Source organism: Sphingobium sp. JS3065, assembly GCF_026427355.1.
In the GTDB taxonomy this organism is placed as follows: domain Bacteria; phylum Pseudomonadota; class Alphaproteobacteria; order Sphingomonadales; family Sphingomonadaceae; genus Sphingobium.
The window spans coordinates 1,199,550-1,222,489 of the sequence record NZ_CP102664.1; the positions used below are offsets into that span (position 1 = coordinate 1,199,550).

The window sequence follows — 22,940 nt, forward strand, 5'->3', positions numbered from 1 at the left end:
GGGGTTTGAATGCAGCTTGTCATCGTCGAATCGCCGGCCAAGGCGAAGACCATCGAGAAATATCTGGGTGGCGATTTCCATGTGCTGGCCAGCTATGGACATATCCGTGACCTGCCCGCCAAGGACGGGTCGGTGGACCCCGATGCGGGCTTTGCCATGCAGTGGGAAAATTATGGCGACAAGGGCAAGCAGCTCAAGGCCATTACCGACGAAGCCAGGAAGGCGACGCGCCTGATCCTGGCGACCGACCCCGATCGCGAGGGGGAAGCGATCAGTTGGCATGTGCAGGAAGTGCTGCGCGCCAAGAAGGCGTTGCCCGCGAAGGTCGACCGCGTGACCTTCAACGCGATCACCAAGCAGGCGGTGACCGAGGCGATGGCCCAGCCCCGCGCGCTGGACGAGGATCTGATCGACGCCTATCGGGCGCGGCGGGCGCTGGACTATCTGGTGGGCTTCACCCTGTCGCCGGTGTTGTGGCGCAAGCTGCCCGGCGCCAAGTCGGCGGGGCGCGTGCAGTCCGTGGCGTTGCGCTTGGTCGTGGAGCGCGAGCGCGAGATAGAGAGCTTCGTGCCGCAGGAATATTGGTCCGTCGCGGCCGAGATGGAGCAGGGCGGGCAGGGTTTCACCGCCCGGCTGGTGCGCTGGCGCGGCGAGAAGATCGAACGGCTGACCATCGGCAGGGAAGGCGACGCCATGGCCGCCAAGGCGGACGTGGAGGCCGGGCGCTTCACCGTCGAAAAGGTCGAGACCAAGCCGGTTTCGCGCAACCCTCCGCCGCCGTTCACGACCTCGACGCTCCAGCAGGAGGCTGCGCGCAAGCTGGGCTTTTCGGCCAGCCATACGATGCGGATCGCGCAGCAGCTCTATGAGGACGGCGCGATCACCTATATGCGTACCGACGGCGTGCAGATGGACGGCAGCGCCATTTCCGCCGCGCGCAAGGCGATAGCCGAGCGTTATGACGGGGGCTATCTGCCCGAAAAGCCGCGTCAATATCAGACCAAGGCCAAGAATGCGCAGGAAGCGCATGAGGCCATTCGTCCGACCGAATTTTACCGGGACAAGGTGGGATCGGGCGATCATGCGCGGCTTTACGACCTGATCTTCAAGCGGGCGCTGGCGAGCCAGATGGCTTCGGCGCGGCTGGAGCGGACAACCATCGATCTGGTGGACGGGACGGGCCAGCATGGGCTGCGGGCCACCGGCCAGGTGGTGATTTTTCCGGGGTTCCTGGCGCTTTACGAAGAAGGCCGGGACGACACGGAAGACGATGACAGCAAGCTGCTGCCGCGCATGGCGGAGGGCGACGCCCCGGCCAAGAGGAAGGTGACGGCGGAGCAGCATTTCACCCAGCCGCCGCCGCGCTATTCGGAAGCCAGCCTGGTCAAGAAGCTGGAGGAATTGGGGATCGGGCGTCCGTCCACCTATGCCTCGACGTTGCAGGTGCTCAAGGACCGCGACTATGTGCGGATCGAGAAGAACCGCTTCTTCGCGGAGGAGAGCGGGCGGCTGGTGACGGCTTTCCTGGAGCGCTTCTTCGAACGTTACGTGTCCTATGACTTCACGGCGGGGCTGGAGGAGGAGCTGGACGATATTTCCGGCGGCCGTGCCCAGTGGCAGGCGGTGCTGGAAGCCTTCTGGCGCGACTTCAAGCCCAAGACCGCCGAGGTGATGGAGCAGAAACCCTCCGACATCACCGCCGAACTGGACAAATTCCTGGAGCCGATGCTGTTCCCGCCCAAGGCGGACGGGTCCAATCCCCGTGCCTGCCCGATGTGCGGCGATGGGCAATTGTCGCTGCGGGGCGGGCGGTTCGGCGCGTTCATCGCCTGTTCCAACTATCCCGAATGCAAATTTACGCGGAAGTTCGGGCAGCCGGGCGGCAAGGATGGTGCCGAGGACAAGGGGCCGGAGGTGCTGGGCAAGCATCCCGAAACCGGACAGGATATCGTCAGGAAATCCGGGCGTTTCGGACCCTATATCGAGATGGGCGAGGGCAAGGAGGCCAAGCGCGGCTCCATTCCCAAGGATTTGCCCGATGGCGAAATGACGCTGGATTGGGCGGTGAAGCTGCTCAGCCTGCCGCGTGAGATCGGCCTGCATCCGGAGACCGGCAAGCCCATCGTGGCGAATATCGGACGGTTCGGGCCTTATCTGCTGCATGACGGCAAATATGGGCGGCTGTCCTCCACCGCGGAGATTTTCGAGGTGGGGATGAACAGCGCCGTGGCCAAGCTGGCCGACGCGGCGAACAAGGGCGGGCGTGGCGCTTCCTCGCGGGAGCCGCTCAAGGTGCTGGGCAAGCATCCGCGTACCGAGGCGGAGATCAAGCTGATGGCGGGGCGCTACGGGCCTTATGTGACCGACGGCACGACCAATGCGACGCTGCCCAAGACTATCGAGCAGGATGCCTTGACGCTGGAGGAGGCCGCGCAGTTGATCGATGCGCGGGCTGCCGCGGCGCCGGCGAAGAAGGGGAAGAAGGCGCCCGCCAAGAAGGCTGGGGCTAAGAAGCCTGCTTCGAAAAAGGCGCCGGCGAAGAAGAAGGTAGCGGCGGAGTAACCACTAACCACCGTTCGCCCTGAGCGTAGCGAAGCCGCTTCGACAAGCTCGGTGGAGGGCTTCGACTTCGCTCAGCCCGAACGGTGGTGGGGGTGATCAGCCAGAACGGTGTGTGTCTGGGTGGCCTATTCCACCCAGTCCAGGCCGATGTCGCGGTAGATGAAGCGGTCGTCCTCCCAATCCTCCTTCACCTTGACGTGGAGGTAGAGGTGGACCTTGACCCCTAACAGGCTGGCCAGTTCGGCGCGGGCCTTCGAGCCGATTTCCTTGAGCCGCTGGCCGCCCTTGCCCAGCACGATGGCGCGCTGGCTGGAGCGGCCGACCAGTATCTGCTGGTGGATTTCGACCGAGCCGTCTTCCCGCTCGCTATATTTTTCCGTGTCGACGGCGGCGGCATAGGGGAGTTCGGCGTGAAGCTGGTGATAAAGCTGCTCGCGGGTGATCTCCGCCGCCAGCATCCGGTCGGTGGCGTCCGAGACCTGATCCTCCGGGAAGTGCCAGGGGCCTTCGGGCATGGCCTTGGCGAAGGCGGTCTTGAGTTCCGGCAGGCCGTCGCCGGTCGCGGCGGACACGAAGAAGGTTTCCGCTATGTCGAGCCGTTCGTAGAGCCGCTGGGTGTGGACCAGCAGCTTTTCCTTGATGGCGATGTCGACCTTGTTGAGGATCAGCCATTTCTTTTCGGGCCGGGCTGCCAGCGCGCTGACGATGGGTTCCATCTTGGCGCCCAGCCCCGCCTTCCCATCGACGACCAGCGCGATCAGGTCGGCGCCCTGCGCGCCGCCCCATGCGGCCTGGACCATGGCGCGGTCCAGGCGGCGCTTGGGCGCGAAGATGCCGGGGGTGTCGACCAGCACCATCTGCGTGTCGCCCTCGATCGCCACACCCATGACGCGGGTGCGGGTCGTCTGCGCCTTGGGGCTGGTGATCGCCACCTTCTGACCGACAAGGGCGTTGACCAACGTGGATTTGCCCGCATTCGGGGCGCCGACGATGGCGACGACGCCGCAGTGTTGGGATTCAGGATTTTCCGTCAACTATAACTCCGTTCGCCCCGAGCCTGTCGAAGGGCTTTACTTTTCCTGGTTTGAGCGCGCCAAGGTGGAGATCAAAGTCCAATCCTCGCGGATGAGGGCGAGTTTCTTGGCGCGGCTCCAGCCCTTGATTTGACGCTCTGCTTCCAGCGCCTCCATACGGGTTCCGAACTGCTGCGACCAGACCAGTTTTATGGGGCGGCGATTTTGGGTGCCCTTCGACAGGCTCAGGGCGAACGGGGAGGGGTGGATGCTTTAGGTGGTGAGCTTGTCCAGTAAGGCTTTTGCCGCCGCCGTTTCCGCTTCCTGTTTCGACCCGCCCGTCGCGCTTGCGTCCCCTGCGCCCTTGATGCTGACCGTTACCGTGAATTTCAGGGCGTGGTGCGGGCCGGAGCGATCCGTCATCGCATATTCCGGCGGCTTGCGCTTGTTGGCGGCGGCCCATTCCTGAAGCGCGGATTTGGGGTGCTTGGGCGCGCTGGCCTGCGTGTCGACGCGGTCGGCCCAGAGACGGCGGACAAGGGTGCGGGTTTCTTCAAGGCCGCCCTCCAGATACAGCGCGCCGATCAGCGCTTCCATGACGTCGCCCAGCACATTGTCGCTGTCCGTCGCGCCATCGTCGCGGGCCTGCTTGCCCAGGACGAGATGTGCCGGCACCTCCGCCGAGCGGGCGACTTCGGCGCAGGTCTCACCTGACACCAGCGCGTTGAAGCGGCGGGAAAGCTTGCCTTCCGGCTCGGTCGGGAAGCGGTCATAGACCCATTCCGCTATCAGCAGGCCGAGAATGCGGTCGCCCAGAAATTCCAGCCGCTCATAATTCACCGCATTGGCGCTGCCGTGGGTCAGCGCCTGGGTAAAGGTGGCCCGGTCTTTCGGCGCGCGGCCGATCAGGGCCTTCAGCCAGCTGTCGGTGTCGGGTCCGGGCGCATTCAATTTCAAAAGCCTTCCCCGATGCGGCTCCAGCGGGCGGCGGTGAACCAGGTCCAGGGAAGCAGCCAGTTGGCGCTGCCGTCGGTCGAGAAGACGGAAATCATCGCCTTGCCGACCAGATTTTCCTCCGGCACCAGGCCGATGCCGCCGCCGTCGACCGCCGGGAAACGGCTGTCGGCGCTGCGGTCGCGATTGTCGCCCATCATGAACAGATGCCCTTCGGGCACGACCACCGTGTCGCGGTCGTCCGCCGCGCCGTCCGGCACCAGATCGAGGACATTGTAGCTTTTGCCGCCCGGAAGCGTCTCGCGATATTGCGGGTAACGGCACTGGCGGCCGCTGGCCAGGACTTCTTCGAACTTCGGTCGATAGCAGGGGGAGGGGCTGCCTTCCCTGGCCGCCGCATCCTCCATATTCGGCGTGACGGGGATGATGAGGTCCGCCACCTTCTGCTTCGGAACGGCCTGACCGTTCAGGTACACCGTGCCGCCGCGTACGGAGATCATGTCGCCGGGCAGGCCAATGACGCGCTTGATATAATCATTCTTCTGGTTCGGCGGCGCCTTGAACACCACCACGTCGCCGCGCTGGGGCGTGGAGGCCAGGATGCGGCCGGGGATCAGCGGAATGCCGAAGGGCAGCGAATAGCGCGAATAGCCATAGGGCCATTTCGCCACCAGCAGATAATCCCCGATCAGCAGGCGCGGCTGCATGGATTCCGACGGAATGTTGAAGGGCGACACGATGAAGCTGCGCAGGACGAAGACGAACACCGCCAGCTTTGCGAGAAACCAGAGGAAATCCCGCGTTTCGGATTTTGCGCTCATGCTTTGGTCGTCTTTTCCTTCGATCCGCCTTGAAAACAGGCCGTCGCGGCTTTTGCGGGTTCGTAAAGCCCCAGTCAAGCGCGCTAGGCTGTACCGACGGTCAGCCCTGACGGCCTGCAACCTGATTTTTCTGTCCCAACGGTGCAATGGCGGAACGACTGGGCTAGGATGGGCGGGAATCGACAGGTGCGGCATCGGCATCGATCAACGGCAAAGCAAAAGGATATGCTTCAATGTCCAGCCCTGCATTGGCAGCGCTCGCGGCTCTTCCCCAGGCCGATCTCAAATCCATCTTCACCACCTATCCCGACCGGCTGAGCAGGTTCACGCTGAGGCAGGGGCCGATCCGTTTCGACTGGTCGAAGACGCATCTGACCGATGCGTTGCTGGAGGGCTTTTTGAAGCTGGCGGAGGAAAAGGGCTTTGCCGCGCAGCGTGATGCGCTGTTCGCGGGCGAGGCTGTCAACAACACCGAAGGCCGCGCCGCCGAACATCCCGCCGAGCGGGGCGAGGGCAATGCCGACAGCGTGGCGCGGGCGAAGATGTTCCATGCCCGGATGCGGGCGCTGATCGACGCCATAGAGGGGGAGGCGCTGGGGCCGATCCGGCACATATTGCATATCGGCATTGGCGGGTCGGCGCTGGGGCCGGACCTGATCATCGATGCGCTGGGGGGCGACGGCGCGCGTTATGACGTCGCCATCGTGTCGAATGTCGACGGCACCGCGCTGGAGCGGGCGATTTCGCGCTTCGATCCGGAAGCGACGCTGATCGCGGTGGCTTCCAAGACCTTCACCACCACCGAAACCATGCTGAACGCGGCGAGCGCGATCAACTGGATGGTGGAGGCCGGGGTGGACGACCCCTATGGCCGGGTGATCGCGCTGACCGCTTCGCCGGAAAAGGCGATCGAATGGGGCGTGGATGAGACGCGGGTGCTGCCCTTCGCGGAGAGCGTGGGCGGGCGCTATTCGCTCTGGTCGTCCATCGGGTTTCCGGCGGCTCTGGCGCTGGGCTGGGATGCGTTCGAGAGCCTGCTGGAAGGTGCGGCGGCGATGGACCGGCATTTCCGCCTGGCGGAGCCGAAGGCCAATGCGCCGTTGATCGCGGCTTTTGTGGATCAATATTATGCGCGGGTGATCGGGTGCCAGACGCGGGCGCTGTTCGCCTATGACGAGCGGTTGCGGCTGCTGCCATCCTATCTCCAGCAGTTGGAGATGGAGAGCAACGGCAAGAGCGTGACCCGCGACGGCCAGCCGGTCGACGGGCCGACGGCGGCGATCACCTGGGGCGGCGTCGGCACGGACGCGCAGCATGCGGTGTTCCAGTTGCTGCATCAGGGCACGATCCTGACGCCGGTGGAGTTCATCGCCTCCATCGAGCCGGGCCATGCGCTCGATCCGGCGCATCATCGGGCGTTGCTGGTGAACTGCTTCGCGCAGGGAGCGGCGTTGATGCGGGGCAAGGATAATGACGCCGATCCGGCGCGGGCCTATCCGGGCAACCGGCCTTCGACCACGATCCTGCTGGACGATGTGACGCCGGAGGTTCTGGGGGCGCTGATCGCCTTCTATGAGCATCGCACCTTTGCCAATGCGGTGCTGATGGGAATCAACCCCTTCGACCAGTTCGGCGTCGAACTGGGCAAGGAAATCGCCAGGTCCATCGAGGCGGAGGGGCCGAAGGGCTTCGACCCTTCGACCATGGCCTTGATCGATCTGGCTTTGGGTGGGGTCTGACGAACGGGCGCATCCCGTTTGCGGGATGGGCCTAGTCAGATTCTGGTTTGTAACTCCGCCGGGGACGCTCCATATGCGGGCGCAATGCAGCGGAGGCCTATATGAGCGACTACGACTTCGACCTTTTCGTCATCGGCGCGGGATCGGGGGGCGTGCGGGCTTCGCGGGTGGCTGCGGCCCATGGCGCGAAGGTCGCGGTGGCGGAGGAATATCGCGTCGGCGGCACCTGCGTCATTCGCGGTTGCGTGCCCAAGAAGCTGCTCATCTATGGCGCCCACTTCGCCGAGGATCTGAAGGATGCGCGGCGTTTCGGCTGGAATGTGCCGGATTGCGATTTCGAATGGACGACGCTGCGCGACAATGTGCTGGCCGATGTGGACCGGCTGGAGGGCCTGTACAGGAACACGCTCGACAGCCATCAGGTCGAACTGATTGCGGAGCGCGCCACGATTACCGGGCCGCACGGCGTGCGGCTGACCAGCGGGCGGGAGATCAGCGCGAAATATATCCTCGTCTCGACCGGCGCCTGGCCGATCGTCCCGGAAATCGAGGGCGCGGAATATGGCGTCACCTCCAACGAACTCTTCCATCTGGAAGAGTGCCCGAAGCGGATCGTGATCGTGGGCGGCGGCTATATCGCCAATGAATTTGCAGGGATTTTCCACCAGTTCGGCAGCCATGTGACGATCGTCAACCGGTCCGGCACGCTGCTTCGCGGCTATGACGAGCAGATACGCGACCGGCTGCTCCAGATTTCGACGATGAAGGGCATCAATTTCCGCTTCAATGCCGAGATGGAGAAGATCGAGAAGAAGGAGGATGGCACCCTGTCCGTCCGTTTCAGGAACGGCGATCCGATCGATTGCGACCTGCTGGTGTTCGCGACCGGGCGCAAGCCGCATGTCGATGGGCTGGGGCTGGAAAATGCCGGGGTTGAACTGAGCGACAAGGGCGCGATCAAGGTCGATGAGTATAGCCGCACCAGTTGCGCGAGCATCTATGCGGTGGGCGACGTCACGGACAGGTTGCAACTGACGCCGGTGGCGATCCGCGAGGGGCATGCCTTTGCGGATACGGTGTTCGGGGATAATCCGCGGACGGTGGACTATCGTTGCGTGCCGTCCGCCGTGTTCAGCCATCCGCCGCTGGCCGGGGTCGGGATGACCGAGGCGGAGGCCAGGAACAAGCTGGGGACGGTGAAGATCTACACCTCCGACTTCCGGCCGATGAAGAATGTGCTGGCCGGGCGGGATGAGCGGGCGCTCTACAAGATGGTGGTGGATGCGACGACCAACCGGGTGGTCGGGCTGCACATGATCGGCCCGGACGCGCCGGAGATATTGCAGGCGGCCGCCATCGCGGTGAAGGCTGGCCTCACCAAACAGGAATTCGATGACACCGTGGCCCTGCACCCCAGCATGGCCGAGGAACTGGTGCTGTTGAAATAAGTCCGGCTATTCAGACGCGAAGGTAAGGACCAGCGCATCGCGCCAGGCGGGTTGCGCCGGGTCCACCGCATGGATTTCAGTGACGCCATGCATGATGCGATGGTCGTCGATCAGCACGGCGTCGCCGGGGCGGGCGAGGGTGAACTCGCCCAGTTCAGTCCCCTCCGGCGTGCCGATGCGGGTGACGCCTTCGCGGACGTTGCGGCGTTCGGCCAGCATCACGAAGACCCAGTCGACGCCGTCGCGGTGCATGCCTTCGGGCGTGGGGCGGCCCAGTTCGCCACTGCGCGCTTCGATGCGGAACTGGTGGAGTTCGACATGCTGCGGCCCCGTCAAGGGGAAGCTGGCGGCGCAGAAGGCGAAGATGGACTGCATCGCTCCATTGTCGATGGTGGCCTGCTCCACCGGGTCGAACCAGCGCTGCACATCGCCGTTGAGGGGATTATAGTCGCGGCTCTGGAAATGGGGCTGGTGCGGCTTGCGCGTGAACCGGCCATGTTCACAGGCGAAGGTCGCGTGACGGCGGCGGCGGTATCGCCCCCCGTCCGCCATATAGAGGTCCGGGCCGAGATCGTCCCAGCTTTGGACGAATATGCCCCAATCGGGGGTCCGGATCGCGAGCCGTTCGAACAGGTCGGGGCCGGACAGGCGGGCATAACCGGCGCGCTCCAGTTCGTGCTGGAGCGATATGTCCGTCAGAATGCCAGCGTCGCTCATCCATCTTTCCTTATCCGCAGGGACGGACGAGCGACAGGGCCAGTTCCCGCAAGCAGGATTGGCGGAAAATCCCGCCTGGCTGCCTAGCCGATCCAATAGGGCACGATCTGGCGATTGTCGGGATCGACATGGATGGGGCGGTCGGCGGGCGGGAAGGCGCGTTGGTCGCAGCTTTGGCGGGGGCAGAGGCGGCAGGTGATGCCGATGGGGGTCGCCGCCCCCTCCACCTCCAGTTGCAGGCCGTCGGCATAGACGAAATTGGCCGCATGGGCGGTTTCGCAGCCCAGCACGACGGCGAAGCGGCGCGGGGTGCGGCTGTAGCTGCCCGACGGCTTCACCAGTCCCTTCGCCATGGAGACATAGCGCACGCCATCGGGGGTCTCGCCAAGCTGGATGTTGATCCGGTCGGGGACGGCGACCGCTTCATGGACGTTCCACAAGGGGCAGGCGCCGCCGAAGCGGGCGAATTGCAAGCGGGTGGCGCTGTGGCGCTTGGTGATGTTGCCCGCCATGTCGACCCGGCAGAAGAAGAAGGGGATGCCGCGCAGGCCGGGCCGCTGGAGGGTCGAAAGGCGATGGCAGGCCTGTTCGAAGCTGACGCCGAAACGGCGGGCGAGACGGTCTATGTCGTGGCGGACTTCGCGGGCGGCCTCCCGGAAGGGAGCGTAGGGCATGAGGAGCGCGCCCGCCGCATAATTGCCCAGGCCAATGGCGAGCAGGCGGTCGGCGCCCATGACGGGCAGGCCCGCCTTGCTCACCACGTCGGCGATCACCGCCTGCCCCTCCAGCATCATGAGCTGGTGGGCGAGCATGAATTTGCGGCTTTCGGTGGGCAGGGCGGCGTTGACGAACAGGCGCCGTTCGCTGCTGGTATAGGAGCGGAGGGCGGAGTCCGGGGTCTCGGCGATCAGCGTCTCGATGCCGTGGCGGCGAGCCAGCGCCTCGACCAGCATGCCTTCGTCCAGGGTCTGGCCCGCGGTGAAGCTGGCGGCCATGTCTTCCGCCAGGCAGTCGAGCGCGTGGACGTAATTGCCCGCCTCATGGAACCAGTCGCGGGCGGCTTCCCAGGGGAGGCGCGCCTGGACGGCATGGTCGTTGGCGATGGCCTCCTCGATCATGTTGATGCGTTCGTTGGCGCGCATATGGGCGTTGTAGAGATCGACATAGCGGGCCGCGAATTCGGGGAATTGCAGGTGCAGCTTCTCTATCCGCTCCGGTTCCAGCGCGGGGCCGGGCAGTTCCGGATGGGCCAGCGCATAGGTGAAGGCGCCCAGAAGCTGCTCCTCCTCCCGGCTGTCGAAGCTGGCCCAGTCGGTGGGAAAGGCGCTGGCGAGCGCGGCCTTCACCTTGGCGGTGAGGGGACGGTCGTCATTCTCCATCTGGCTGAGATAGGAGACGGATATGCCCAGCGCCTGCGCCATGGTCGCCTGGTCCATGCGATGGTCCAGGCGCAGTTGGCGCAGGCGCGGACCTGCGAAGATTCGATTGCCACGCGCCATGGATCGTCCATAATTTGCAAAGTCGCAATTTGCAAATTGGCAAAATTGCATTTGCGAAAATGCGGAAAGACTGAAATGGGGCGGGCAAAGATGTCCGCGACGAGCCGGAGAAAAGCCTGATATGTCGAAGCTAGCCATCATCGAACAGTTGGAAGCCAAGCGCGACGCCGCGCGTCTGGGCGGCGGTCAGCGCCGCATCGACGCCCAGCATGCCAAGGGCAAGCTGACGGCCCGCGAGCGGCTGGAAGTGCTGCTGGACGAGGACAGCTTCGAAGAGCTGGACATGTATGTCGAGCATAATTGCATCGACTTCGGCATGGACGAACAGCATATCCCCGGCGACGGCGTCGTCACCGGATCGGGCACCATCAACGGGCGGCTGGTCTATGTCTTCAGCCAGGACTTCACCGTCTATGGCGGCGCGGTGTCGGAACGGCATGCGATGAAGATCTGCAAGATCATGGACATCGCCATGAAGGTCGGCGCGCCGGTGATCGGGCTGAATGATTCCGGCGGTGCGCGCATCCAGGAAGGCGTGGCGTCGCTGGGCGGCTATGCGGAGATTTTCCAGCGCAACGTGCTGGCGTCGGGCGTGGTGCCGCAGATCAGCGTGATCATGGGGCCTTGCGCGGGCGGCGCGGTCTACTCGCCCGCCATGACGGACTTCATCTTCATGGTGAAGGATAGCAGCTTCATGTTCGTGACTGGCCCGGACGTGGTGAAGACCGTCACCAACGAGGTCGTGACGCAGGAGGAACTGGGCGGTGCGGTGACGCACACCACCAAGTCCGGCGTGGCCGACGTGGCGTTCGAGAATGATATCGAAGCGCTGCTGGCGGTGCGCGATTTCGTGGACTTCCTGCCTGCCTCCAACAAGGAGCCGGTGCCGGAGCGTCCGAGCGCCGATCCGTGGGACCGCATCGAGGAAAGCCTGGACACGCTGATCCCGGCCAATGCGAACCAGCCCTATGACATGCATGAGCTGATCCGTAAGGTGGTGGACGAGGGCGACTTCTTCGAAGTGCAGCCGGCCCATGCGGGCAATATCCTCTGCGGTTTCGGCCGGGTCGAAGGCAAGACGGTGGGCATCATCGCCAACCAGCCGATGGTGCTGGCGGGCGTGCTGGACATCAACTCGTCCAAGAAGGCCGGGCGGTTCGTGCGCTTCTGCGATGCGTTCGAAATTCCCATCGTCACCTTCGTCGACGTGCCGGGCTTCCTGCCGGGTACTGCTCAGGAGCATAGCGGCATCATCAAGCATGGCGCGAAGCTGCTGTTCGCCTATGCCGAGGCGACCGTGCCGAAGATCACCGTCATCACGCGCAAGGCCTATGGCGGCGCCTATGACGTTATGGCGTCCAAGCATCTGCGCGGCGACCTCAACTATGCCTGGCCGACCGCCGAGATCGCTGTGATGGGCGCGAAGGGCGCGGTGGAGATCATCTTCCGCGGCAAGACGCCCGAAGAGATCGCGCAGAAGACCAAGGAATATGAGGACCGCTTCGCCAACCCCTTCGTGGCGGCGAGCAAGGGCTTCATCGACGAGGTGATCCAGCCGCATTCGACGCGGAAGCGGATCGCCCTGGGGCTGCGCAAGCTGCGGAACAAGGCGCTGGAGAATCCCTGGAAGAAGCACGACAATATTCCGTTGTGACGGCCATATGGGTCGTCATCCCAGCGAAGTCTGGGATCTCAGGCGGCTATGCAGTGCGTTGAGGCATGAGACCCCAGCTTCCGCTGGGGTGACGAGACAGGTGAAGTGATATGAAACTCGGTCGCTTGAACCATATCGGCGTGGCGACGCCCTCGCTGGAAGCCAGCATCGCTTATTATCGCGACGTCATGGGCGCGACGATCACGCATGAGCCGTTCGACCTGCCCGCGCAGGGGGTGAAGGTGTGCTTCGTGGACACGCCGGGCGAGAATGGCCCGAATGGACCGACTGCCGGGACGCAGATCGAGCTGATCGAGCCGCTGGGCGAGAACTCGCCGATCCACGGTTTCATCGCCAAGAACCCGGCGGGCGGGCAGCATCATATGTGCTATGAAGTGCCCGACATCCATGAAGCCAAGGCCTGGTTCGAAGGTCTGGGCAAGAAGGTGCTGGGCGAACCGCGCATCGGTGCGCATGGGACGCTGATTTTCTTCGTCCACCCCAAGGATATGAACGGGGTGCTCACTGAAATCATGGAAACGCCGAAAGAGGGCGCGCATTGATATGACCGAGAAGCCGACGCTGGATCAGTGGGCCGCCGCCGCCGCCAAGGAGGTGAAGGGCAAGGATTTGAACTGGGAGACCCCGGAAGGGATCACCGTCAAGCCGCTCTATACTGCGGAAGACGTGACCGTCGATCCGGGCCTGCCCGGTTTCGCGCCGTTCACGCGCGGCGTGCGCGCATCCATGTATGCGGGGCGACCCTGGACCATCCGGCAATATGCGGGCTTTTCGACCGCCGAGGAATCCAACGCATTCTACCGGCGCAATCTTGCCGCTGGTCAGAAGGGCCTCAGCGTCGCCTTCGACCTGGCCACCCATCGCGGCTATGACAGCGACCATCCCCGCGTCGTCGGCGACGTGGGCAAGGCAGGCGTGGCCATCGACACGATCGAGGACATGAAGATTCTGTTCGACGGTATTCCGCTCGACCAGATGTCCGTTTCCATGACCATGAACGGCGCGGTGATTCCGATCCTGGCCTTCTTCATCGTCGCGGGCGAGGAGCAGGGGGTCGAGCGCAAGCTGCTCGACGGGACCATTCAGAACGACATTCTGAAGGAGTTCATGGTCCGCAACACCTATATCTACCCGCCCGAACCCTCGATGCGGATCATCTCCGACATTTTCGGCTATACCAGCCGCGAAATGCCCAAGTTCAACAGCATCTCCATCTCCGGCTATCACATGCAGGAAGCCGGAGCGACGCAGGTGCAGGAACTGGCCTTCACCATCGCGGACGGCGCGGAATATGTGCGCTACGGCGTGGCGAGCGGCCTTGACATCGACAAGTTTGCGGGGCGGCTGAGCTTCTTCTTCGCCATCGGCATGAACTTCTTCATGGAGATCGCCAAGCTGCGCGCGGCTCGTGTGCTGTGGCATCGGGTCATGACGAAGCTGGGCGCCAGGGACGAACGCAGCAAGATGCTGCGCACCCATTGCCAGACTTCGGGCGTGTCGCTGACCGAGCAGGATCCCTATAACAACGTCATGCGCACCACCATCGAAGCGATGGCGGCGATGCTGGGCGGCACGCAGTCGCTGCACACCAACGCGCTGGACGAGGCGATTGCGCTGCCGACCGACTTCTCGGCCCGCATTGCGCGCAACACGCAGATCGTCATCCAGGAAGAGACCGGCATGTGCAATGTCGTCGATCCGCTGGGCGGCAGCTATTATATCGAGGCGCTGACCCAGCAACTGGTCGACGCCGCGCAGGAGATCATCGACCGCGTTGAAGCCGAAGGCGGCATGGCGAAGGCCGTGGCGGCAGGCTGGCCCAAGGCGATGATCGAGACCGCCGCTGCGGCCCGTCAGGCGCGCGTGGACCGGGGCGAGGACGTCATCGTCGGCGTCAACAAATATCGCCTGGCGAACGAAGACCTGCTGGAAACGCTGGAGGTCGACAACACCAAGGTCCGCGAGGCGCAGATTGCCCGCATCAACCGCGTGAAGGCGGAGCGTGACGAGGCGGCTTGCCAGGCCGCGCTGGAGGCGTTGCGTGCAGCGGCGGCAGGCTCGCAGTCGATTGAAAACAACCTCCTCGCCCATGCGGTCGAGGCGGCGCGCGCCCGCGCCACGCTGGGCGAAATTTCCGCCGCGATGGAGGACAGCTTCAACCGTTACGGCACGCAGCCGACGCCGGTGAAGGGCGTCTATGGCAAGCCCTATGCGCAGGATGCGCGCTGGAAACAGGTTCTTGACGGGGTGCAGGCCGTCGAGCGGCGCCTCGGTCGCAAGCCGAAGATCCTCATCGCCAAGATGGGGCAGGACGGTCATGACCGGGGCGCCAACGTTATCGCGTCCGCTTTCGGGGACATGGGTTTCGAAATCGTGTCGGGGCCGCTGTTCCAGACGCCGGAGGAAACGGTGGTGCTGGCGCTCGACAGCGGCGTCGATGTGGTCGGCGCTTCCAGCCTTGCGGCGGGGCACAAGACGCTGATCCCCGACCTCATCAGGCAGCTTCGGGAAAAGGGCCGCAACGACATCAAGGTGATCGCGGGCGGGGTCATTCCGCCGCAGGATTACGACTATCTCCGTGACGCGGGCGTTCAGGGCATTTATGGACCGGGTTCCAACGTCGTGGAATGCGCCGCCGATGTGCTGCGCCTCCTCGGCCACAACATGCCCCCCGCGGGGCTGGAGGAAGCCGCTTGACCGACCTGAATATTTCCAGTGCTCCTGCGAAAGCAGGAGCCCAGGGCCCCAAGAGAAGCGCCCAGAACCCTGGGCCCCTGCCTTCGCAGGGGCGCACCGCGTGCGTGCGGTGCGACTGGACCCGCGACGAGATCGCCGCGCTGTTCGACCTGCCCTTCAACGACCTGATGTTCGAGGCGCAGTCGATCCATCGCGCGAATTTCCCGCGCAACGAAGTGCAGCTTTCGACCCTGCTGTCGATCAAGACCGGCGGCTGTCCGGAGGATTGCGGCTATTGCAGCCAGTCGACCGAGGCGGAAAGCGGCCTGAAAGCCACCAAGCTGATGGACGTGCAGGCGGTGCTTCAGTCCGCTGCGCAGGCGAAGGACCATGGTTCGGGCCGTTTCTGCATGGGTGCCGCATGGCGCAATCCCAAGGAACGGGACATGCCCAAGCTCATCGAAATGGTGAAGGGCGTGCGCCAGATGGGCATGGAAACCTGCATGACGTTGGGCATGCTGTCGGCCGGTCAGGCGAAACAGCTCGCGGATGCGGGGTTGGATTATTACAACCACAATATCGACACATCGCCGGAAAATTACGCCAACGTCATCACCACCCGGACCTTCGAGGACCGGATCGAGACGCTGGAGAATGTCCGTTCGGCGGGCATCAATGTTTGCTGCGGCGGGATCGTCGGCATGGGTGAGACGCGGAGCGACCGCATCGGTTTCCTCCATGCGCTGGCTACCATGCCGCATCCCGAAAGCGTGCCGATCAACGCGCTGGTGCCGGTGGCCGGGACCGTGCTGGGCGACATGCTGAAGGACACGCCGCTTGCCAAGATCGACGAGGTGGAGTTCGTCCGCACCGTCGCGGTGGCGCGGATCGTCATGCCGCAGTCGATGGTGCGGCTGTCCGCCGGGCGCGAGAGCATGAGCGAGGCCTGTCAGGCGCTCTGCTTCATGGCTGGCGCGAACAGCATCTTCACTGGCGACAAGCTGCTGACGGCGGCCAATGCCGGGGATGACAAGGACGCCGCTTTGCTTGGAAAGCTGGGGCTGACGCCGATGATGGCGCAGCCGCACGGGCATCTGGAAGCGGTCGCGGCGAAATAGAAATAGCTCCGTTCGTCCTGAGCGAAGTCGAACAATTCAACCGAGTAAAGCGAGGTGCCTTCGCTACGCTCAGGCGATGGCTTCGACTTCGCTCAGCCTGAACGGATTTTGGAACTAAGGACTGGGGCAAGGACTCAAGATGGCAATCACCAAGATCCTGATCGCGAACCGTGGTGAAATCGCATGCCGCGTCATCCGCACGGCGCGGAAGATGGGCATCAAGACCGTGGCGGTCTATTCGGACGCCGACGCCCGCGCGCCGCACGTGCTGATGGCGGATGAAGCCGTCCATATCGGCCCGTCTCCCGCCGCCCAATCCTATCTGATTGCCGAGAAGATCATCCAGGCATGCAAGGATACCGGGGCCGATGCGGTGCATCCGGGCTATGGTTTCCTGTCAGAGCGCGAAAGCTTCCGCAAGGCGCTGGATGCCGAGGGCATCATCTTCGTCGGCCCCCCCGCCAATGCCATCGCCGCGATGGGCGACAAGATCGAATCGAAGAAGCTGGCCAAGGCAGCGGGCGTCAATGTCGTCCCCGGCTATGTCGGCGTGATCGAGGATACCGAACATGCCGTCCGCATCTCCAACGAGATCGGCTATCCGGTGATGATGAAGGCTTCGGCCGGCGGCGGCGGCAAGGGCATGCGCCTTGCCTATAGCGAGCAGGATGTGCGCGAAGGCTTCGAGGCGACCAAGCGCGAGGGGCTGAACAGCTTCGGCGACGACCGCGTGTTCATCGAGAAGTTCATCGAAAGTCCGCGCCATATCGAAATCCAGATATTGGGCGACCAGCACGGCAATATCCTTTACCTGAACGAGCGTGAATGCTCGATCCAGCGGCGTCACCAGAAGGTGGTGGAGGAAGCGCCGTCGCCCTTCGTCAGCCCCGAAATGCGCAAGAAGATGGGCGAGCAGTGCGTCGCTCTGGCGCGCGCGGTCGGCTATTTCAGCGCGGGTACGGTCGAACTGATCGTGTCGGGCGCGGACAAGACCGGCGACGGTTTCTACTTCCTGGAAATGAACACCCGCTTGCAGGTGGAGCATCCGGTCACGGAAGAAATCACCGGCCTCGACCTGGTCGAGCAGATGATCCGCGTCGCCAATGGCGAGGAACTCAGCATCCGTCAGGAGGATGTGAAGATCAACGGCTGGTCGATCGAGAACCGCGTCTATGCCGAAGACCCCTATCGCGGTTTCCTGCCCTCGACGGGGCGTCTGATCCGCTACAATCCGCCGGAAGCCGTGGACGGCGTGCGCGTCGATGACGGCGTGGTCGAGGGCGGCGAGGTCAGCATGTTCTACGACCCGATGATCGCCAAGTTGATCACCTGGGCGCCGACCCGTCTGGAGGCCATCGACAAGCAGATCGCAGCGCTCGACCAGTTCGAGATAGAGGGGCCGGGCCACAATATCGATTTCGTGTCCGCGCTGATGCAGCATGAGCGGTTCCGTTCGGGCAACATCACCACCGGCTTCATTGCGGAGGAATATCCGGAGGGTTTCGTCGGTGCTCCGGCTTCCGAAACGCTGCTGAAGCGGCTGTCGGCCATCGGCGCCTTTGCCGCCATGGCGCAGGCGGATCGGGCGCGCCGGATCGAGGGGCAGTTGGGCAAGCGCCTTGCGCCGCCGACCGGCTGGCAGGTGAAGATCGGGGACGCGCTTCATGACGTCGTGATCAGCGGCGACGATGTCACGGTGGACGGCGAAGCGATCGAGCTGGCGCTGGAATATACGCCCGGCGACCGGCTGATCGAAGCGGAGTTCGGCGAGGAGCAACTGGCGGTGAAGATCGCGCCGGTGCGTTCGGGCTTCGTGCTGACCGCGCATGGCGCCAGCCACAAGCTGCGCATCCTGCCCGCCCATGCGGCGGTGCATGCCAAGCATATGATCGAGAAGATCCCGCCGGATCTGTCGCGCTTCCTGATCTGTCCGATGCCGGGCCTGCTGGTCGCGCTGAACGTCGAGGAAGGCGACAAGGTCGAGGCGGGCCAGCCGCTTGCCGTGATCGAGGCGATGAAGATGGAGAATATCCTGCGCGCGCAGAAGGCGGGCACGGTGAAGAGCGTGTCGGCGGCTCAGGGCGAAAGCCTGCCGGTCGACGCGATCATCCTGGAACTGGAATAACATGGTCCATGTCCGCCGCGCGGGGGAGGCGAAAGGCCTTTCCCCAGCGCGGCGGACATGCTGTGATGGGGCATGCATCTCGACCATGACCCTGCTTCGCCTGCGGGCGACGCCATCGGCTTTGACGATTTTCTGAAGGTCGACATTCGCGTCGGCACGATCCTGTCGGCGGAAGCCTATCCGGAGGCGCGCAAGCCCGCCTATAAGCTGCTGATCGATTTCGGGCCGGGGATTGGGCAGAAGAAGTCGAGCGCGCAGATCACCGAAAATTATGCGCTGGAGGATCTGCCCGGACGACAGGTCGCGGCGGTCGTTAACTTTCCGCCGCGGCAGATCGGGAAGTTTCTGTCTGAAGTGCTGACGCTGGGGTTCGCGGATGATGCCGGGGCGGTGATGCTGTTTGCGCCTGACCGGGCGGTGCCTGATGGATCGCGGTTGTTTTGATTGTTGGTTGGCCGTGGGGGGTGGACATAAACTACCCCCTCCTCCTTCGTCATGCTGAACTTGTTTCAGCATCCATTTCTCCCCACGAACCAAGGCTCAATTGGGAGAGATGGACCCTGAAACGGGTTCAGGGTGACGACTATGACGAGGGCAGGAAAGAACGACAATCGTCATCCTGCTTGCCCGATTTCAGCGCTTCACTAGAAGGTCGATGAACGTATCGGACGAACAGGGGGTGGAATGAGCGGGGATATAGTCGGCACCGCCTATGTGATGGACGCCAAACGGGACCGGCTGGTCATTACCGCGTCCGCGCTCGGCACATTGTTCGAATGGTATGATTTCTACATTTACGGCGTGCTGGCGCCGATCATCGGGCGGACATTCTTCCCGACCGACAATCCGACCGTCGAACTGCTTTATTCGCTGGCCGGTTTCGCCATCGGCTTCGGGTTCAGGCCGCTCGGCGCAGCTTTGTTCGGCTATCTGGGCGACCGGCTGGGGCGCAAATATACCTTCCTGGCCACCATCGTCCTGATGGGTGCCGCGACGGCTGGCGTCGGCCTGACCCCATCCGCCGCGAGCATCGGCATCGCCGCGCCGGTCATCCTGATCCTGCTGCGGATCGCGCAGGGGCTGGCGCTGGGTGGCGAATATGGCGGCGCGGCGATCTATGTCGCGGAACATGCGCCGCCGGGCAAGCGGGGCTTCTTCACCAGCTTCATCCAGGCGGGGGTGATCGGGGGTTTCATCCTGTCGCTGGTGGTCGTCGTCGGCACGCAATGGATCGTCGGCAAGGCGGTGTGGGACGATTGGGGCTGGCGTCTGCCCTTCATATTTTCGCTGGCGCTGCTGGCCATCTCCCTCTGGATGCGGCTGATGCTGCGCGAAAGTCCTATTTTCACGGCGATGAAGGCGGCGGGCGGCCAGTCCCGCAATCCGCTGAAGGAGGCTTTCACCTATCCCGGCAACAAGCGGCGGATGCTGGTGGCGATGATCGGGATCGCGGCGGGCTTCACCGTCATCGCCTATACCGTCATGTTCCAGGCGCTCTATTTCCTGCAGAACGGCCTGCATGTCGCGCCGGGCATGGCGCAATTGCTGGTGGGGGGCAGCGCCTTTGCGGGCGTTGGGGCCTTTGTCTTCTTCGGCTGGCTGTCCGACCGGGTGGGGCGGAAGAAGCCGATCGTCATCGGCTATGCGCTGGTGCTGGTGCTGCTCATGCCGCTCTATCACTTCATGGGGAGCGTGGCGAACCCGGCGCTCTATCAGGCGGCGCAGAGCGCGCCAGTGATCGTGAGCGGCCCCGATTGCAGCTTCGATCCCTTCGCCAAGGTTCAGCCGACCGCTTGCGGCAAGCTGCTCGACCATTTTTCCAAGCGCGGCATCGCCTATGAAAAGCGGGAGGCGGCAGCGCCTTCGGTCAGCATCGGTCCTGTGGCGGTCACCGATCTGAGTACGGAAGGGCTGGATGCGGCCTTGCATGCGGGGGGATATGATTCGGCTGCCGTGACGCCGGACTGGCCCCGCGCCCTGTTGCTTTTCATGGCGCTGCTGCTGCTCTGGACCCTGTCGGGGGCGACCTATGGGCCGGTGGCAGCGCTGCTGTCGGAATATTTCCCGGCGCGGATACGCTATAGCTCGCTGTCGATCCCCTATCATGTCGGGACCGGCTATTTCGGCGGATTCCTGCCGCTGGTCAGTCAATATATCGTGGCGCGGACGGGCGATCCCTATGCGGGCCTGTGGTACACCATGGCGGTCGTGGCGGTCGCCCTGCTGACTTGCATGGTCGCCTTGCCGGAGACGCGCGGGGCGAAGATGGACTGATGTCTCGACGGCTGCGCACCCGGACGCTATCCGGGCTGGCATGATTGAATTTTCCGCGCCGTTGCGCTTGCGCATGGATGAAGGGGCGCTGCTTTCCAACTGGCGTTGGTTGAAGCGGCAGGGCGGCGGCGCGGCTTGCGGCGCGGCGATCAAGGCCGATGGCTACGGCCTGGGCGCGGCGGAGGTGATGCGCCGCCTGCTGGACGCCGGGTGCCGGGATTTCTTCGTGTCCAACTGGGCCGAGGCGGCGGTTCTGGAATCGCTTGTGACGGAGGAGGTGTCGCTTTCCGTGCTGCATGGCGTGCGGGAGGAGGATCTGGCCGTGGCGCTTGCTTCCCGCGCACGGCCGGTGCTGTGCACCGAATGGCAGATTGCGCGCTGGAAGCAGTCGGGCGGTGGGCCTTGCGATGTCATGGTCGACACGGGCATGAACCGGCTGGGGCTGGATTGGCGCGGCGATGTTCCGGCGCGGGTGGCGGGGCTGGAGGTGGCGACCCTGCTCAGCCATCTGGCCTCCGCCGATGAGGACGGACCGCTTACCCCCAGGCAGTTGGAGCGGTTTTCGGCCTTGCAGGGGCAGGTGAAGGCGGCGCGCTACAGCCTGGCGAACAGCGCGGGCATCTGCATGGGTTCCGACTATGCCTTCGACATGACGCGGCCGGGAATCGCGCTTTATGGCGGGGTGCCGCGCCGGGAAGCCGCCGGAAATATCCGGCAGGTAGTGTTTCCCGAAACGCAGGTGCTGCAACGCCGCCGCGTCCGGGCGGGCGACACCATCGGCTATAATGCGACCTATCTCGCGGCGAAGGACATGGAGATCGCGGTGCTGAACCTGGGCTATGCCGACGGTTATCTGCGCGGCTTTTCCGGGCGCGGTTCCATGAGCGCCGGGGGCAGGCATTTGCCGGTGGTGGGCCGCATCTCCATGGATTTGACCGCCGTTGACGTCGGCGGCTTGCCCGATATTTCGGAAGGGGATTGGCTGGAGGTCGACTACAAGCTGGTCGACGCGGCGGCGGCTTCGGGCCTGTCGCAATATGAATTGCTGACGGGGCTGGGGGCCAGGTTCGACCGGATATGGCGCTGACATGAAAAGGGTCGCCGATCCGGATGGGATCGGCGACCCTTTCATTTTACCGCATGCTCAGCGTTCGACGCACATCGCAACGCCCATGCCGCCGCCGATGCACAGCGTGGCCAGGCCCTTGCTGACGTCGCGCTTCTGCATTTCGTAGAGCAGGGTGGTGAGGACGCGCGCGCCCGAAGCGCCGATCGGGTGACCGATGGCGATCGCGCCGCCGTTCACATTGACCTTTTCCGCGTCCCAGCCCAGTTCCTGGCCGACGGCCAGCGCCTGCGCGGCGAAGGCTTCATTGGCTTCGATCAGGTCCAGATCGGCCAGCGACCAGCCCGCCTTGGCCAGCGCGTCGCGGCTCGCGGCAACGGGGGCGATGCCCATGATCGAAGGATCGACGCCGCGGGTCGCGAAACCGGCGATGCGCGCCAGCACGGGCGCGTTGCGTTTTGCCGCTTCCCCGGCGGTCATCAGTACCAGGGCGGCGGCGCCGTCGTTGATGCCGCTGGCGTTGGCGGCGGTGACGGTGCCGTCCTTCTTGAAGGCCGGGCGCAGACCCTGCATCGCCTCCAGCGTGGCGCCTGCGCGGATATATTCGTCGGTATCGACGATGGTGTCGCCCTTGCGGCCCTTGATCGTCACGGGAACGATCTCATCCTTGAAGCGGCCCGATGCGCGGGCGGCCTCCGCCTTGTTCTGGCTGGCGACGGCGAATTCGTCCTGCGCCTCCCGGCTGATCTGATATTTCTCGGCCAGGTTTTCCGCCGTGATACCCATATGATAATTGTTGAAGGCGTCGGTCAGGCCGTCATGCGTCATCGTGTCGACGAAGGATATCGGCCCCATTTTCGCGCCGCCGCGCAGATATTGGGCATGGGGCGCCATCGACATGCTTTCCTGGCCCCCCGCGACCATGATGCGGGCGTCGCCCGCCCGGATCGCCTGCGCCGCCAGAGCGACGGCGCGCAGGCCCGAACCGCAAAGCTGGTTGAGGCCGATGGCGGTCCGCTCGACCGGGATGCCGGCGTTGACGGCGGCCTGACGGGCGGGGTTCTGGCCCTGCGCGGCGGTCAGAACCTGGCCCAATATGACTTCGTCGACTTCATCCGGCGCGATGCCGGCCTGAGCGAGGGCGGCGACGATGGCGGCGCGGCCCAACTCATGCGCGGGGGTCGACCCGAAGGCGCCCATGAAGCCACCGACGGCAGTACGCTTGGCAGCGGTAATGACGATGTCTGACAAAG

General features: G+C 64.2%; 18 protein-coding genes. 11 read left to right on the forward strand and 7 right to left on the reverse strand.

Annotation, left to right across the window (positions count from 1 at the left end; all coding sequences use genetic code 11):
- Window positions 1–9 precede the first annotated feature (9 nt).
- Window positions 10–2,562 (forward strand): type I DNA topoisomerase, encoded by a 2,553-nt coding sequence (gene topA, locus NUH86_RS05835; RefSeq protein WP_267251556.1) that lies wholly within the window; start codon window positions 10–12, stop codon window positions 2,560–2,562.
- Between the two features lie 125 nt (window positions 2,563–2,687).
- On the opposite strand, the gene era is transcribed toward topA, so the two are convergent.
- Genes era through lepB form a run of 4 tightly spaced genes read right to left on the reverse strand, consistent with a single transcriptional unit; the run spans window position 2,688 to window position 5,350 of the window.
- The gene (gene era / locus NUH86_RS05840; RefSeq protein ID WP_267251557.1) at window positions 2,688–3,596 is read right to left on the reverse strand and encodes a GTPase Era; all 909 of its coding nucleotides are present in this window, start codon (window positions 3,594–3,596) and stop codon (window positions 2,688–2,690) included.
- Between the two features lie 36 nt (window positions 3,597–3,632).
- Complete coding sequence (locus NUH86_RS24820) at window positions 3,633–3,845, reverse strand: GIY-YIG nuclease family protein (RefSeq protein WP_416365363.1); 213 nt, start codon at window positions 3,843–3,845, stop codon at window positions 3,633–3,635.
- A 3-nt stretch (window positions 3,846–3,848) separates the two neighbouring features.
- Window positions 3,849–4,532, reverse strand: a complete 684-nt coding sequence (gene rnc, locus NUH86_RS05845) for a ribonuclease III (protein ID WP_267251558.1) — start codon at window positions 4,530–4,532, stop codon at window positions 3,849–3,851.
- Window positions 4,529–5,350 (reverse strand): signal peptidase I, encoded by an 822-nt coding sequence (gene lepB, locus NUH86_RS05850; protein ID WP_267251559.1) that lies wholly within the window; start codon window positions 5,348–5,350, stop codon window positions 4,529–4,531. Before lepB ends, rnc begins: the two co-directional genes overlap by 4 nt.
- Before the next feature lie 233 nt (window positions 5,351–5,583).
- Here lepB and pgi point away from each other — a divergent pair, with 233 nt between their 5' ends.
- Both pgi and gor read left to right on the forward strand, forming a co-directional pair.
- Window positions 5,584–7,089 (forward strand): glucose-6-phosphate isomerase, encoded by a 1,506-nt coding sequence (gene pgi / locus NUH86_RS05855; protein ID WP_267251560.1) that lies wholly within the window; start codon window positions 5,584–5,586, stop codon window positions 7,087–7,089.
- Between the two features lie 101 nt (window positions 7,090–7,190).
- Complete coding sequence (gene gor, locus NUH86_RS05860) at window positions 7,191–8,537, forward strand: glutathione-disulfide reductase (RefSeq protein ID WP_267251561.1); 1,347 nt, start codon at window positions 7,191–7,193, stop codon at window positions 8,535–8,537.
- A gap of 6 nt (window positions 8,538–8,543) precedes the next feature.
- Here gor and NUH86_RS05865 read toward each other — a convergent pair whose 3' ends face one another.
- Window positions 8,544–9,254 carry a 2OG-Fe dioxygenase family protein gene (locus NUH86_RS05865; RefSeq protein WP_267251562.1) on the reverse strand — a complete coding sequence of 237 codons (711 nt, stop codon included), beginning with the start codon at window positions 9,252–9,254 and terminating at the stop codon, window positions 8,544–8,546.
- An 83-nt stretch (window positions 9,255–9,337) separates the two neighbouring features.
- Window positions 9,338–10,753: a helix-turn-helix domain-containing protein gene (locus tag NUH86_RS05870; RefSeq protein ID WP_267251563.1), complete on the reverse strand. Its 1,416-nt coding sequence runs from the start codon at window positions 10,751–10,753 to the stop codon at window positions 9,338–9,340.
- Between the two features lie 121 nt (window positions 10,754–10,874).
- On the opposite strand from NUH86_RS05870, the gene NUH86_RS05875 reads away from it, so the two are divergent.
- The 8 genes from NUH86_RS05875 (at window position 10,875) to alr (ending at window position 21,708) form a co-directional block, all read left to right on the forward strand.
- Window positions 10,875–12,407 (forward strand): acyl-CoA carboxylase subunit beta, encoded by a 1,533-nt coding sequence (locus NUH86_RS05875; protein WP_267251564.1) that lies wholly within the window; start codon window positions 10,875–10,877, stop codon window positions 12,405–12,407.
- 110 nt (window positions 12,408–12,517) lie between these two features.
- Window positions 12,518–12,970, forward strand: a complete 453-nt coding sequence (gene mce / locus NUH86_RS05880) for a methylmalonyl-CoA epimerase (RefSeq protein ID WP_267251565.1) — start codon at window positions 12,518–12,520, stop codon at window positions 12,968–12,970.
- 1 nt (window position 12,971) lies between these two features.
- A complete protein-coding gene (scpA, locus tag NUH86_RS05885) occupies window positions 12,972–15,125 on the forward strand; it encodes a methylmalonyl-CoA mutase (RefSeq protein WP_267251566.1) in 2,154 nt (717 codons plus the stop codon).
- A 104-nt stretch (window positions 15,126–15,229) separates the two neighbouring features.
- A complete protein-coding gene (bioB, locus tag NUH86_RS05890; RefSeq protein WP_267251567.1) occupies window positions 15,230–16,222 on the forward strand; it encodes a biotin synthase BioB in 993 nt (330 codons plus the stop codon).
- Window positions 16,223–16,361: 139 nt separating this feature from the next.
- Complete coding sequence (locus NUH86_RS05895) at window positions 16,362–18,347, forward strand: acetyl-CoA carboxylase biotin carboxylase subunit (protein WP_267251568.1); 1,986 nt, start codon at window positions 16,362–16,364, stop codon at window positions 18,345–18,347.
- A gap of 72 nt (window positions 18,348–18,419) precedes the next feature.
- Window positions 18,420–18,791: a tRNA-binding protein gene (locus tag NUH86_RS05900; RefSeq protein ID WP_267251569.1), complete on the forward strand. Its 372-nt coding sequence runs from the start codon at window positions 18,420–18,422 to the stop codon at window positions 18,789–18,791.
- Between the two features lie 240 nt (window positions 18,792–19,031).
- Entirely contained in the window at window positions 19,032–20,621 is a 1,590-nt protein-coding gene (locus NUH86_RS05905) for an MFS transporter (protein WP_267251570.1), read from the forward strand.
- A 40-nt stretch (window positions 20,622–20,661) separates the two neighbouring features.
- Window positions 20,662–21,708: an alanine racemase gene (alr, locus tag NUH86_RS05910; RefSeq protein ID WP_267251571.1), complete on the forward strand. Its 1,047-nt coding sequence runs from the start codon at window positions 20,662–20,664 to the stop codon at window positions 21,706–21,708.
- Window positions 21,709–21,765: 57 nt separating this feature from the next.
- Here alr and NUH86_RS05915 read toward each other — a convergent pair whose 3' ends face one another.
- On the reverse strand, window positions 21,766–22,938 hold the full coding sequence (locus tag NUH86_RS05915) for an acetyl-CoA C-acetyltransferase (protein ID WP_267251572.1): 1,173 nt from the start codon (window positions 22,936–22,938) through the stop codon (window positions 21,766–21,768).
- Between the last annotated feature and the right edge of the window lie 2 nt (window positions 22,939–22,940).

Coding starts and splice junctions, on each gene's coding strand:
- topA (WP_267251556.1), top strand. CDS start 10: ATGCAGCTTGTCATCGTCGAATCGCCGGCCAAGGCGAAGACCATCGAG.
- lepB (WP_267251559.1), bottom strand. CDS start 5,350: ATGAGCGCAAAATCCGAAACGCGGGATTTCCTCTGGTTTCTCGCAAAG.
- pgi (WP_267251560.1), top strand. CDS start 5,584: ATGTCCAGCCCTGCATTGGCAGCGCTCGCGGCTCTTCCCCAGGCCGAT.
- gor (WP_267251561.1), top strand. CDS start 7,191: ATGAGCGACTACGACTTCGACCTTTTCGTCATCGGCGCGGGATCGGGG.
- NUH86_RS05865 (WP_267251562.1), bottom strand. CDS start 9,254: ATGAGCGACGCTGGCATTCTGACGGACATATCGCTCCAGCACGAACTG.
- NUH86_RS05870 (WP_267251563.1), bottom strand. CDS start 10,753: ATGGCGCGTGGCAATCGAATCTTCGCAGGTCCGCGCCTGCGCCAACTG.
- NUH86_RS05875 (WP_267251564.1), top strand. CDS start 10,875: ATGTCGAAGCTAGCCATCATCGAACAGTTGGAAGCCAAGCGCGACGCC.
- mce (WP_267251565.1), top strand. CDS start 12,518: ATGAAACTCGGTCGCTTGAACCATATCGGCGTGGCGACGCCCTCGCTG.
- scpA (WP_267251566.1), top strand. CDS start 12,972: ATGACCGAGAAGCCGACGCTGGATCAGTGGGCCGCCGCCGCCGCCAAG.
- NUH86_RS05895 (WP_267251568.1), top strand. CDS start 16,362: ATGGCAATCACCAAGATCCTGATCGCGAACCGTGGTGAAATCGCATGC.
- NUH86_RS05900 (WP_267251569.1), top strand. CDS start 18,420: ATGCATCTCGACCATGACCCTGCTTCGCCTGCGGGCGACGCCATCGGC.
- NUH86_RS05905 (WP_267251570.1), top strand. CDS start 19,032: ATGAGCGGGGATATAGTCGGCACCGCCTATGTGATGGACGCCAAACGG.
- alr (WP_267251571.1), top strand. CDS start 20,662: ATGATTGAATTTTCCGCGCCGTTGCGCTTGCGCATGGATGAAGGGGCG.